Origin of the sequence: Streptomyces monomycini (assembly GCF_022271435.1) — a bacterium.
Classification (GTDB): Bacteria; Actinomycetota; Actinomycetes; order Streptomycetales; family Streptomycetaceae; genus Streptomyces; species Streptomyces monomycini.
Genome location: NZ_JAFIQY010000067.1, coordinates 1 through 13,103, shown reverse-complemented (window position 1 = coordinate 13,103; position 13,103 = coordinate 1). Strand labels below are relative to the sequence as shown.

Annotated in this window: 10 protein-coding genes; 8 read left to right on the top strand and 2 right to left on the bottom strand. The window is 71.3% G+C overall.

What is annotated here, in order from left to right; genetic code table 11:
• Positions 1-161: 161 nt before the first annotated feature.
• Positions 162-2,738 (bottom strand): RHS repeat domain-containing protein, encoded by a 2,577-nt coding sequence (locus tag JXZ78_RS38755; protein WP_050502018.1) that lies wholly within the window; start codon positions 2,736-2,738, stop codon positions 162-164.
• 317 nt (positions 2,739-3,055) lie between these two features.
• Entirely contained in the window at positions 3,056-3,541 is a 486-nt protein-coding gene (locus tag JXZ78_RS38750; protein WP_030017626.1) for an acyl-CoA thioesterase, read from the bottom strand.
• A 97-nt stretch (positions 3,542-3,638) separates the two neighbouring features.
• Between JXZ78_RS38750 and JXZ78_RS38745 the strand changes: the two genes are divergently transcribed.
• From JXZ78_RS38745 to JXZ78_RS38710, 8 genes are all read left to right on the top strand, one after another.
• Complete coding sequence (locus JXZ78_RS38745; RefSeq protein WP_050502019.1) at positions 3,639-4,976, top strand: cytochrome P450; 1,338 nt, start codon at positions 3,639-3,641, stop codon at positions 4,974-4,976.
• A complete protein-coding gene (locus JXZ78_RS38740; RefSeq protein WP_030017629.1) occupies positions 4,973-5,260 on the top strand; it encodes an acyl carrier protein in 288 nt (95 codons plus the stop codon). The genes JXZ78_RS38745 and JXZ78_RS38740 overlap by 4 nt, the downstream gene beginning before the upstream one ends.
• Entirely contained in the window at positions 5,257-6,474 is a 1,218-nt protein-coding gene (locus JXZ78_RS38735; protein WP_030017630.1) for a beta-ketoacyl-[acyl-carrier-protein] synthase family protein, read from the top strand. The genes JXZ78_RS38740 and JXZ78_RS38735 overlap by 4 nt, the downstream gene beginning before the upstream one ends.
• Positions 6,475-6,624: 150 nt before the next feature.
• Positions 6,625-8,514 (top strand): asparagine synthase (glutamine-hydrolyzing), encoded by a 1,890-nt coding sequence (gene asnB / locus JXZ78_RS38730; protein WP_030017631.1) that lies wholly within the window; start codon positions 6,625-6,627, stop codon positions 8,512-8,514.
• Positions 8,511-10,754 (top strand): MMPL family transporter, encoded by a 2,244-nt coding sequence (locus tag JXZ78_RS38725; RefSeq protein WP_050502020.1) that lies wholly within the window; start codon positions 8,511-8,513, stop codon positions 10,752-10,754. The genes asnB and JXZ78_RS38725 overlap by 4 nt, the downstream gene beginning before the upstream one ends.
• Positions 10,755-10,874: 120 nt before the next feature.
• Positions 10,875-11,701, top strand: a protein-coding gene (locus JXZ78_RS38720; RefSeq protein ID WP_238783681.1) for an IS5 family transposase whose coding sequence is annotated in 2 segments (ribosomal slippage) — positions 10,875-11,241 and positions 11,241-11,701 — 828 coding nt in all. Because the reading frame shifts where the segments join, the coding sequence is not laid out codon by codon here.
• A 47-nt stretch (positions 11,702-11,748) separates the two neighbouring features.
• On the top strand, positions 11,749-12,477 hold the full coding sequence (locus JXZ78_RS38715; protein WP_238783680.1) for a nucleoside triphosphate pyrophosphohydrolase family protein: 729 nt from the start codon (positions 11,749-11,751) through the stop codon (positions 12,475-12,477).
• On the top strand, positions 12,474-12,629 hold the full coding sequence (locus JXZ78_RS38710; protein WP_238783679.1) for a MazG C-terminal domain-containing protein: 156 nt from the start codon (positions 12,474-12,476) through the stop codon (positions 12,627-12,629). Before JXZ78_RS38715 ends, JXZ78_RS38710 begins: the two co-directional genes overlap by 4 nt.
• Positions 12,630-13,103 lie beyond the last annotated feature (474 nt).

Sequence of the window (13,103 nt, the reverse complement as noted above, 5' to 3'; positions counted from 1 at the left end):
CGTCTGAGTTACGCCACGTCAGTTCGTTTCTCGGGATCCTCATTCCCGCGTTCGGCCCGCTCTGGTAGACCGGCACACCGCCTTGGGCGAGCCCCTCGTCCGTCCAGCGCGCGGCCATCTGGTCATGCGTCGACTGACGGTAGCTGCCGGGGTATTCCGTATCACGGTTGTGTGAAATCTGGGGGGGAATTGGGGTCGCGCTCCCAGCGGCCGCCGGCTCCCCGGATCCGGGCGAGGCCGAGCGGGTCGCAGAAGATCAGCGGATCGCAGACATAGGCGTAGTCGTTGGGATCGGGAGCCAGCCCGAGCGGGTCCGGGCTGACGTACCGCGCGGTCTGCGGGTCGTAGTGCCGGAAATAGTTGTAGTGCCAGCCGGTCTCCGCATCGGCGTACTGCCCGGCGAAGCGCAGGGGGCAGTCGGTGCTGCCGCTGCCCTGTCCGGCGAAGGGGACGCCCCATACCGTGGTGCGCAGATGCCAGGCCAGGGTGCCCTCGGAGCAGACGAGCTCGGTCGGGGTGCCCGCGAGGTCGGTGACGATGGCGTGGAAGCGGGCGTCGACCTCGGCGTCGCTGAGCGAGCGCTCGAGCTGGGCGAGCGGACGGTGGCTGCCCGGAGCGTAGTCCCACGTGGTTGCCTGCCCGGCGCTGGTGACCTGCTCGGCAAGGCGGGTGCCGTCCCAGGTGAAGCAGATCTCCTCGAGCGCGGTGCCGTCGTGGGCCAGGCGCTGCTTGGCGCTGCGGCGGCCCGCGGGGCCGTACTGGTAGCGCCACCGCACGCCGTCGGGGGTGACGGTGCCGGCCAGCCGCCCCTCGGCGTCCCAACTGTAGGTCTGGGCTCGCTTCTGCCCGTTGAGGAGGTGCTTGACGGTGCGCACCAGCCGGCCCTGGGCGTCATAGGCGTAGGTGGTGCGGCCCGCACGGCGCAGCCGGGTGCCGCTGAACTCCAAGGTGGTCGCCGCTTCGGTGCCGGAGGCAGCCGAGGTGCCGGCCTGGGCCAGGTTGCCGGCCGCGTCGTAGGCGTAGGTCTCCTCCCAGCCGGCCGCGTGGACCGCGGTGACGCGCCCCACAGGGTCGTGGTCGAACCGCCGCGTCCCGGTCGTCAGCTCGTGGACGGCGTCGAGGTGCCCGTCGGCGCGGTAGGCGTACTCGCGGTGCTGGAGCAGCAGGCGCGCCTCGCCCGTGCCGCGGGTGATGGACTGGGAGGCCACCCGGCCCGCGTTGTCCCACGTCTGCACCAGGGTGCTGCCGCCCCCGAGCGTGCGGGATGTCTCCCGCCCCGAGGCGTCGAAGGAGAAGTGCAGTTCGTTCCCGGCGCTCTCCAGCCTGCTGGGCCGGCCTGCGGGGTCGTAGGCCCAGCGCGAGACGGCCCCCGAGGGGGTGCGCCGGCTGAGCCGCCGGCCGAGCAGGTCATAGCTGTAGGAGGTGGTGCGTCCGTTGACGGTCTCGCTCAGGGCCCGGCCCACGGCGTCGTACGCCCGGGTGACGACGGTATCGGCGTTGGCGGCATGCACCAGGCCGCCGGACAGGTCGTAGTGGAAGGTGGTGACTTCTTCGCCGGTGCGCTGTTCGACGGGGCGCCCCAGGATGTCGCGGACAAAGGTCGTCCTCGCCCCCTGGCCGTTGCTGCGTGCGGTCAGCTCGCCTGCGGCATCGTGCGCGTACGTGAGGGTGCGCAGGTTGAAGTCGGTCTCGCCGACGAGCCGGTTGACCGGGTCGTACTCGTACTGCCAGGTGTGGCCCTGGGGGTTGCGCACACCCACGAGGTTCACCTCGGTGTCGTAGGTGAAGGTGTGCGTCCGGCCGTCGGCCGAGGCACGGGAGGCAACCTGGTGGAAGTGCGTGAAAGTGTACGAGGTGGTGTTGCCCAGACGGTCGGTGTGGGCCGTCAGATTTCCCTCACCGTCCCAGCTCCAGGTGTCGCGGCTGCCGTCCGCGTGCTCACGCCAGACCGGCCGGCCTTCAGTGGTCCAGGCGAAACGCTCGGTACGTCCCAGCGGATCGGTGAAGGAGACCACCCGCCCGAAGCTGTCCCGCTCGGCGACCGAGACCTGCCCGAGGGCGTCGGTGACCCGTACCGGCAGGCCGGCGGCATCGCACACCAGACGGCGGGAATGCCCGAGGGCGTCGGTGACCTGCACGGGCCGGCCGAAGCCGTCGTAGGCGTAGCGCGTGACGGCACCGGCCGGGTCGGTGGCGGACAGGCGGTTGCCCTGCTCGTCGTAGGTGTGGTGCCAGGTGGCGCCGTCCGGTTCGGTCATCTGCAGTGGCAGCCCCAGGTCGTTGTAGAGCGCGGTGGAGGAGTGGCCGTCAGGGCGGGTGATGGCGGTGAGGTTGCCAGCGGCGTCATAGCCATAGCGCGTGGTGCGCCCCACCGCGTCGGTCTGGGATATCAGCCGGTCGTGGCGGTCCCAGGTGCTGTGCGAGACGTTGCCCAAGGCGTCGGTGACGGCGGTGCGCTGGAACAGTTCGTTGTAGTGGTGCGTGGTGGTATGGCCCAGGGAATTGGTGTACGTGGTGGTGCGTTCCCGGGTGTCGTAGGCGATGGTGCAGTTCAAGAACCCGCCGGAGCCTTCACCGCGGACGACGCGATGCTCGGCGTCGTAGGTGTACGCGTACCGGCTGCCGTTGCGGTCGGTCCAGGAGGTGATGCGCGACCAGACGTCATACTCGAACACCCGCGGCTGGCCCTGCGCGTTGGAGACCCCCGTCAGGTGTCCGTCGGTGTAGTCGTAGCGCACGAGCGGAGCGTCCGTGTCACCGCCGGGGGAGGAGGGGGTGTCGCCGGCCAGTTCGAGGCCGTGCTTTTGATCGACATGTGGACCGCTCCCACCGTCCAGGTCCGCACCTGCACCTGGCCCGCTCCACCGTGGTCACTCGCACGTGAGTCGTGTCCGTGAGGGGGTGCCCGGGGACTGTTCCCTATGGTGCGCTAGCCGTTTCCGTACCGGGGTCCTTTGTTCTATGTTTACCTCTTTAGGGTATGTCGGCCTGTGGATGTCATATCGGCGTTAAAGTTGGAAATGATGACTGCGGCAGGGAATTCCCTTCGAGAGAGTCATGGAATCGGTCGCGTCCCGCGTCCATTCGAGTCCTGCTGTTTTCCGGGGTGACGGTCGTCGTTTTGCGTGGTTTCCAGGTATTGCGTCAGTAGGGCGCGCTGCGCGGAGGCGATCAGGTGAGGTCTGCTCCGCGCGGTGTTCCAGCATGCGGACAGCACTCGGGCCTCGGCGCAGGGGGCCGTCCGACAGCCGACGCGGGCGTTGAGTTCCACGGCGGACGGCCTGATCCGGAGCACGCGAAGGGAGATGACCAACGGTTCGGCTTGCCAGTGCAGGGGCAGGAGGTAGTCGATGCGCTGGCGCACGGTGAGGTAGACCAGGGGCGGTGCGGATTCCGGCCGCTCCGCGCCGAGGCCGGCGAGTTTCCTGATCAGCGCGCCTCGTGCCTCTTCGACATAGGCGGCGATGGCCGCGTCGCTGACGATTCCGTAGGCGTTCACGTCGGACCAGCGAATGGTCACATGGTGCAGGAACGCTTTCATGGCCGTTTCTCTTTTCTTCTTTCTGGCTCGGTGCCGGCGGCCCGAAACTACCCACGGTTTGAGGAATTCATCCCTGCGAATGCGTTCTGGAGATTTCATGGCGATATACGATGGCGAGCCGATCCGCCGGGCGGTCGCGGAACTGACGCGGTTTCTCGGCGCGAGTGTGGACGACCCCGGTTTCCTGGCCGACCCCCACCGGTGCCTGACGCCCCGGATCCGCAGCAGGCCGGTGCACCGGCTGCCCGGCGGAGCCCTGGCCGTCCTGGGCCATGCGGCCTGCGCCGAGGTGCTGCGCGACGCACGGTTCGGCCACGGCGCCGGCAACTTGTACGAGACGACTCTGCTGGGGCTGCCGGCCCGGTCCTTCCTTCAGATGGACACCCCGGGGCACACCCGGTTGCGGGGACAGGTCGCCCGGCACTTCAGTGTGCGCAGGATCCAGGGCCTGGCCCAGAATCTCGCGCACGACAGCGCCGCCTTGTCCCGCCGCTGCGCAGGTCGGCCGGGGGACTTCGTGACGGACTTCGCCGAGCCGCTGGCGATGACGGTCATCAGCGACGTCCTGGGAGTACCGCCCGAGGACCGTACCGCCTTCCACCGCGATGCCCGGCTGGTCATCCAGGGACTGGACCAGCCGGCCCGCACCACCGATGAACGGGCCATCGCCCAGGCCCGCTTCCGGTTCGTGCGCTACTTCCGCCGCCAGATCCAGGCCCGGCGCCAGGCGCCCCGGGAGGATCTGGTGAGCACTCTGCTGCACCGGCCGGACGGCAGCATGGCCGACGACCGGGAGGTGGTGACCACCTGCAGTCTGCTGCTGAGCGCCGGCTACGACACCACGGTCAGCCTGCTGTCGCAGGCGGTGGCGGAACTGGACGGGGCCCCCTCGGGCCAGGGCTGGGCGATGGCCAGCAACCCGTGGACGGCCGATGCGGTCGTGGAGGAGGTGCTGCGCCTGCAGTCTCCCGTGCAGGTCGCTCCGCGTGCCGCGGTGCGCGATACGGCCCTGGACGGCCTGCCGGTGGCCCGCGGCACCATCGTGCTGCCCCTGCTGGCGGCGGCCAACCGCGATCCGGATGTCTTCGACACCCCGCACGCCTTCCGCCCGGGCCGCTACCTCGACCCGGCCGGTACCGGGCCGGCCGCGGCGCGGCACCTGGCCTTCGGCGCGGGCGCGCACTTCTGCCTGGGAGCGGCCCTGGCCCGGGCCACCGCCCGCGGCGCGTTGTCCGTTCTGGCGGCCTGCCCGCCCCGGTTGAACGGCGCCTCCCGGACCTACCACGAAGGAGTCGTCGTACGCGGCCTGCGCAGCCTGCCGGTCACCTGGCCCGGCCGGCCGTCGGGCACGCCCCCGTCCCGCCCGGCCGGCGGAGCGGGCGCTCACGCCGCGCCGTCATGTCCCGTCGCTCACCCGCAAAGGAGCAGCACATGACCAGCAGCCTCTTCCCCCACCTGGTCAGCGAGCTGGAACAGGCCTTCGGCATCGACCGGGAAGCCGCCTCCCCCGACACGACGATCGAAGCACTGGGCCTGGACTCCCTGGCCCTCTTGGAACTGGTGGCCCGCTACGAGGACGAGCACGGCGCCGAACTGCCCGACGAAGCGGAGAGCCAGCTCGGCACCACCTCCACGCTCACCGACATCTGCGCCGTCCTCGAACGGTCCCTGCCCCAGGCACGCGAGTCCGCGCGGACCGCCGACGGGACGCCGTCATGAGCGAGCCCGTGGCCGTGACGGGCCTGGGGCTGCTCACCCCGGCAGGAAGCGGGACCGAGGCGATGTGGACGTGCCTGTGCCAGGGCAGGCCCACCGCGGCGGCCGACCCCGCCCTCAAGCACATGCCGGTCGACTTCTCCTGCCGGGTACCCGACTTCGACCCGGCCGGCGTGAAGAAGATCGCCTGGCGGACCAACCGCTTCATCCAGATGGCGCTGGTCGCCGCCCGCATGGCGGTCGCCGACGCCGCCCTGCCCACCGACCGGTGGGACCACCGGCGCATCGGCGTCGTCATAGGAGTCGGCGCCGCCAGCATGGAACACTGGCCCGGCGAGACCGAAAAGCTGCTCCAGGGCCGGCTGCGCGCCGTCTCCCCGCTGGCACTGCCGCGCTCCATCCCCAACATGGCAGCCGGCGAGATAGCCCTCGACCTGGGCGTCACCGGCCCGAACCTGGTCGTCTCCACCGCCTGCGCTTCCGGCGCCACCGCCCTGGGAGTGGCCAAGGACCTGCTGGCCGCCGACCGTTGCGACGTGGTCCTGGCCGGCGGAGCCGAGTCCCCGCGGGCCTCCCAGATGGTCTCCCTGTGCTTCTCCCGGATGTCGGTGCTCTCCCGACGCCGCCAGGACCCCGGGCGGGCCTCCCGCCCCTTCGACGCGGACCGGGACGGATTCGTTCTGGGAGAAGGCGCGGCAGTCATGGTGCTGGAGAAGGCCGCTCATGCCCGGGCCCGCCGGGGCGGCGTGCGGGCCTGGCTGTCCGGATACGGCGCTTCCGCCGACGCCCACCACCCGACCACACCCGACCCCCAGGGCAAGGGCGCGGCCGCCGCCATCGGCGCCGCCCTGGCGGAGGCCGGGCTGCGCCACGACGACATCGGCCACATCAACGCGCACGGCTCCTCGACCGAGTTCAACGACCTGTACGAGGCCCGCACCCTGAACCAGATCTTCGACCGCCCCCCGCCGGTGACCGCCAACAAGGGCTCGCTCGGGCACAGCATCGGCGCCGCCGGAGCCATCGAGGCCGCCTGCAGTGTGCTGACCCTGCAGCACCAGCTCATCCCTCCCGTGGCGAACTTCGAGCGCCCTGATCCCCGCATCACTCTCGACATCGTGGCCGGCACACCCCGCAGCCACGGCATGGAGGCGGTCTTGAGCAACTCCTTCGGCTTCGGCGGGCAAAACGCCGCGCTCGTCTTCACGCGGGCCTGACCGGCGCCGCGCGGGCCTGCGGCCAGGGCCGTGCCCGGGGCCCGGACTTGTGGGCCGAAGACGGGGCCCGAACCCGGGGCCGGGCTCCTTGCGCAGTGGTCCGCCGCCGCGCCCGCCCCACCCCGCCCGACATCCAGCCCAGGAGGCACCGTGTGCGGAATCACCGGATGGATCGCCTACGACCGTGACCTGACCGGCGGGGCGGAGCGCGCCGCGCTGGCCGCCATGACCGGCACCATGGCCTGCCGCGGCCCGGACGCCGAAGACCGGTGGGCCGGCCCGCACGCGGCGCTGGGCCACCGGCGGCTGGCAGTCATCGACCTTCCCGGCAGCAGCCAGCCGATGAGTGCCGTCGAGGACGGCCGCACCCTGGCCGTCCTCACCTTCAGCGGCGAGATCTACAACTACCGGGAACTGCGTCAAGAACTCCGCGGCCGCGGCCACCGGTTCCGCACCGCCGGCGACACCGAGGTGATCCTGCACGCCTACCTGGAGTGGGGAGCGGCCTTCCCCACCCGTCTGAACGGCATGTTCGCCCTGGCCCTGTGGGACCCGCGTGTCCAGGAACTGCTGCTCGTACGCGACCGCCTCGGCATCAAGCCCCTCTACTACTGCCGCACGGAGGGCGGGCTTGGCACAGAGCCCGCGGCCGGGCCCGCCCTCCTGTTCGCCTCCGAGCCCAAGGCCCTGCTCGCCCACCCCGCCGTCCACGCGTCCGTGACCATCGACGGACTGCGGGAACTGCTCTCCCTCGCCAAAACACCCGGCCACGCCGTGTACAGCGGGATGCGGGAGGTCCGCCCCGGCCACCTGCTCACAGTCAGCCGCCGGGGCGTCAGCGAAGAGCGGTACTGGGCTCTGGAGGCCCGCGAGCACCCCGACAGCCTGGCCGTGACCGTCGCGACGGTGCGCTCCATGCTGGAGCACATCATCACCCGGCAGACCGTGGCCGACGTCCCGCTGTGCACGCTGCTGTCGGGAGGCCTGGACTCCAGCGCCGTCACCGCCCTGGCCGCCCACCAGCCGGGCCACGAGCGCGTCCGCTCCTTCTCCGTCGCCTTCGACCAGCACGAACGGGACTTCGTCCCCGACCTCATGCACGTCGACTCCGACCAGCCCTTCGTCCGCGCGCTGGCCGAGCACGTGGGCACCGACCACACCGACGTGACCCTGGCCACCACAGGGCTGATGAACCACACGCACCGCCGCGCCGCGCTGCACGCCCGAGACCTGCCCTCAGGCCTGGGCGACTTCGACATCTCCGCGCTCCTGCTGTTCGAGGCCGTGCGCGAGCACTCCACCGTCGCCCTGTCGGGCGAAGGCGCCGACGAACTCTTCGGCGGCTACTTCTGGTTCCACGACCCGCAGACCGTCCGGGCCGACACCTTCCCCTGGCGCGCGGCCATCGAGGTCTACACCCAGGCGGGCCTCGGCGACGCCCCCCTCAACCCCCGCCTCCTGGACCCCGCCCTGGTCAGCGCACTGGACCTGCCCGGCTACCGGCGCCAGTGCTACCGCGACGCCCTGGCCGGCGTACCGCACACGGACTGCTCCGACCCGCTCGAACGCCGGATGCGCGAGATCGGACATCTGCATCTGACCCGCTTCCTGCAACTGCTGCTCGACCGCAAGGACCGCATGAGCATGGCCACCGGCCTGGAAATCCGTGTCCCCTTCTGCGACCACGAGCTCGTCGAGTACGTCTTCAACGCCCCCTGGAGCATGAAGACCCACGACGGGCGGGAGAAGAGCCTGCTGCGGGCCGCCGTCGCCGACCTGCTGCCCGCCCCCGTCCTCAAACGGCCCAAGAACCCCTACCCCACGGTCCAGGACCCGCAGTACACCGACACCCTGCGCACCGCCCTCACCGAGGTCGCCCACGATCGCTCGGCGCCCGTCAACGACCTGCTGGACACGGCCGCCGTCACCCGGGCCCTCGCCCCCGGCGCCGGTTTCAAGGACCTGCGCTACGCCACCGAACTCGTCCTGGACCTGAACACCTGGCTCCGTGACTACCGTGTCGGCCTGGACCTGTCATGACGACCGCCGCCGGAGGCCGGGACACCCCGCCCGGCCCCCTCACACCGGCCGCCGGGCCGCATGTGCGGGCCGGAGCCCGGTGGGCCCGCCTCACCGCCCGCCGCAGCCGCTGGATCGCCCTGGCCGCGGTGCTGTTCGCGGCCGCCTGCCTGGCGTTCGGCGGCCGCGTCACCGACCACCTCTCGCACGGCGGCTGGACCCCCACCGGCGCGCCCTCCGTCCAGGCCGAACAGCGCCTGGCCGCCACGTTCGGAGCGGGCAGCGCGCACCTGATCCTGCTCGTACGACCCGACGCCCGCGCCCACCCCGATGACCGCACCGTCGCCGCGCACGGCGCCGCGCTCGTCCGCGAGCTGCGGCACGACCCCCGGATCGCCCACGTCGCCTCCCCCTGGGACCCGGGCGGACATCCGCTGCGAGCCACCGACAGATCCGCCTACGCGGTGCCGCTCCGTTTCCACGGTGACGACAGCCGCGTCCACGCCGGCGCAGCGGACGTCGTACGCCGTACCGTCGCCCGGCCCGGCCCGCTGACCGTGACCGCGGCGGGCGAGAGCGCTGTCGTCGCCGAGACCGAGCGGATCAGCGGCCGCGACCTGCGGACCGCCGAACTGATCGCGGCCCCGGTGACCTTCGCCGTCCTGCTCCTGGTCTTCCGCAGTCTGCCCGCCGCCCTGCTGCCGGTGGCCGTCGGCGCGCTGTCGGTGGCCGGCACCATGGCCGGACTGCGCGCGCTGACCGCCCTCATGCCGGTCTCCCTGCTCGCCCTGAACGTCACCACCGCCCTCGGCTTCGGCCTGGCCGTCGACTACAGCCTGCTCGTCGTCGCCCGCTACCGCGAACATCGCGCCGCCGGCCACGGCCCCGACCGGGCCCTGGCGGTCACCCTGAGCACCGCCGGGCGCACCGTCACCGTCTCCGCCCTCACCGTCTGCCTGTCCCTGGCCGCCCTGTTGCTCTTCCCCGTGCCCCTGCTGCGGTCCCTGGCCTGCGCGAGCATCATGGTCACCGTGCTGGCGGCCGCCGCCACCCTGGCCCTCGTTCCCGCCGCCGTGGCCGCGCTCGGCGACCACCTCGACCGCTGGGACCCGCTGCGCGCCGTACGCCGCACCGGTTCCGCCACCGCGCCCCTGTGGCGGCACGTGGCCCGCACCGTCATCCGGCGCCCCCTGACCACGGCCGTGCCGGTGCTGCTCGTCCTTGTCGCGCTGGCCGCTCCCCTCCTCGGCACCCGCTTCGGCATCTACGACGACCGGATGCTGCCGCCTTCCTCCGCCACCGCCCACGCTTCGGCCCTGCTGCGTGACCACTTCGACGTCGCCGAACTGCACCCGAGCACCATCCTGCTGACCGGCCACGACGCCCGCGCCCACCCGGCACCCGTGGCCGACTACGCCCGGCGCGTGTCCGCCCTGCCCGGTGTACGGCGCGTCGACGCCGCCACCGGCTCGTACCGGGACGGCCACCGCGTCCCGCCGCCTCCGCCCGCCCGCCCCGCCGCCTTCGTCACCGCGCACGCCACCCGGCTGTCCGTCGTCACCACCAGCGACCCGCTCGCCCCGGACGGCGCCCGCCTGGCGGAGCGTCTGCGCGACCTGCCCGCTCCCGCGTCCGTCCAGATCGCCGGCCTCAACGCCCGGATGGCCGACACCACCCACGCCATCACCGACCACCTGCCCACGGTCCTGGCCACCATCGCCGTGACCGTCTTCCTCGCCCTGCTCGCCCTGACCCGCAGCCTGCTGCTGCCGCTCAAGGCCCTGCTCCTGAACGCCCTCACACTGGCCGCCACGCTCGGCACCGTCGTCCACCTCTTTCAGGAAGGCCGCCTGACCTGGCTCACCGGCGACTTCACCGTCACCCACATCACCGACACCACCGTCCTGTGCCTGATGTTCGGCATCGCCTTCGGCCTGTCCATGGACTACGAGATCTTCCTGCTCTCCCGCATCGTCGAGGAACACCACCGCGCCCACGACACCCCCACAGCCACGGCCCTCGGCGTCGAACACACCGCCCGCGTCTTCACCGCGGCCGCCCTCATCGCCGCCGTCGTCATGGGCGCACTGGCCACCTCCGGCCTCCTCGCCCTCAAGGTGATCGGCACCGGCCTGGCCGTGGCCGTCCTCCTCGACGCCACTCTGGTACGCGTCATCCTCGTCCCCGCCTTCATCCGGCTCGCCGGACGGGCCAACTGGTGGCTGCCGTCGTGGCGACGCCGTACCAAGGGCCCTGGATAACGCGTCAGGGGCTTCCAGCGGGCAGGTCGGAAAGGAGGCTCATGTACAGCGTGTCTCTTAGAGCTCCTAACGCAACGTAAGTAGCCGTGTCCTTCGGATGGCTGCGTCAGTTGCTGGGGTGTGAGTAAGCGAAGTGCCCGGCCATGGCTGGTGGACGATGAGTTGTGGTCCAGAATCGAGCCGCTGCTGCCGTCGCCGCCAGCGGGGCGCCGGCGGCCCGGCCGCAAGCCGGTGCTGGAGGACCGCAAGGTGCTGTGCGGCATCCTGTTCGTCCTCTACACCGGCATGCAGTGGGAGTGGCTGCCCCAGGAACTCGGGTTCGGATCGGGCATGACCTGCTGGCGGCGGCTGCGGGACTGGAACGAGGCCGGGGTGTGGCAGCGGCTGCACGAGGTGCTGCTGGACGAACTGCGGGCCGCCGGCCGTCTGGACCTGTCGCGGGCGGTGATCGACAGTTCCCACGTCCGGGCGCTCAAGGGCGGCCCAAAACCGGGCGGAGCCCGGCCGACCGGGGCCGGCCGGGCTCCAAGCACCACGTGATCTGCGATGCCACCGGCATCCCGCTGGCGGTCACCCTGACCGGCGGCAACCGCAACGACGTCACCCAGCTGAGGCCGCTGCTGGCGGCGGTGCCGCGCATCCGCGGCAAACGCGGCCGGCCCCGCCAGCGGCCGCAGGAGGTCTACGCCGACCGCGGCTACGACCACGACTGCTACCGCCGCCAGGTCTGGGCCAAGGGCATCAAGCCGCTCATCGCCCGCCGGGGCACCGCCCACGGCTCCGGGCTGGGAACCAAGCGGTGGGTCGTCGAGCAGACCATCGCCCTGCTGCACTGGTTCAGCCGCCTGCGCATCCGCTGGGAAACCCGCGACGACATCCACGAAGCATTCCTGAAACTCGCCTGCTCACTCATCTGCTGGCGACGCCTGCGTCCCACATTGCGTTAGGAGCTCTAAGCCAACGCTCTTGTCCCAAGATCCAACAAGGAGTTGTCGTGGACTTCCCCCGCTTCCAGCAAGCCGCCATCGAGACGCTGCAGTCCGCGGCGGCTGGCACCGACCCCGTACTCGTCCCCCTCCTCGGCCTGGCCGGAGAAGCCGGCTCCCTGGCCACCGCCTACAAAAAACGCCTGCGTGATGGTGCCTCCCACGAACAGAGCACCCACCAGTTACGTGAAGAACTCGGTGACGTCCTGTGGTACGTGGCCGCCCTCTCCCACCGCTTCGGCCTCGACCTCGACGACGTCGCCGCTGCCGGCTTGGAGAAAGCCAAAGACCGCTGGCGCACCACCCCCGAGGCCGAACACGTCGTCTTCGACAACCGCTTCCCCGGGCACGAACAGCTCCCGCGCCGGAGCGCCTTGACCTTCACTCCCACCCAGCAAGACGGACGCACCGTCATTGTGCTCACCCGGGAAGACGGCACCCCCGCAGGCGACCCCCTCACCAGCGCATCCCGTGTCGAGGACGACTACCGATTCCACGACGCCTTCCACCTCGCCCACGCCGCCGTCCTCGGATGGTCGCCCGTCACCCGCTTCCTGCTCGGCCGCAAGCGCAGGAGCGATCCCGCAGTGGACGAGGCCGAGGACGGCGGACGCGCCATCGCCATCGAAGAGGGCATCTCGGCCCTGGTCTTCTCCTACGCCGCCCGGCACCGCTACTTAACCGACATCACCCACATCGACAACGAACTGCTCACCACCATCGGCCACATGACGTGACGGCCCACCTGGAAGTCGGCACCTGTCGCGCGGCCGACTGGGAGCACGCCATCCTCACCGGCTACACCACCTGGCGCCGGCTGCGCGCACACAACGGCGGCACCGTCCATCTTGACCTGGACCGCCGCACGCTCGCCGTCACTCCGGCCTGAACCGCTCCTTGGCGGCCCGCCGCGCAAGACCTCGGCGCGGCGTGCTGCAGCCAGGCCCGTCGCCGAAGCTTATGCAGTCGGCAGGCATGTCGCCCGGCGGCTGGACGTGGCGGGCGGCCGGGTGGAACACAGAGTCCGGGCTCTGGGCGGGATCGTCACGGCCTGCCCCGGGGTTCCGCTGCCCTCCGGCCTGAGCCGGCTTGAGAACTGCCGGGCATCGCTGCCGCGGTGCTCGCAGGGAACATGGTCGCAGGCTGTGCGCCCGCCGTGCGGGCCGAGGCAGGCCTGACCCTGGCCTGGAAGGCGCATGGGCCATACGGCCGCAGGCGCGCTTCACCGTATCTGACTGTCGTCGCCCAGTTTTTCTGTGTGGTTGGTGTTGCTGTGAGCTGGGGTTTCTCATCATTTCTGGGTTGGTTCGGTGTGCTCGGGGTGTGGGGGCTGAGTGGGCTGTGGCTGTCTGACATGTGCGTT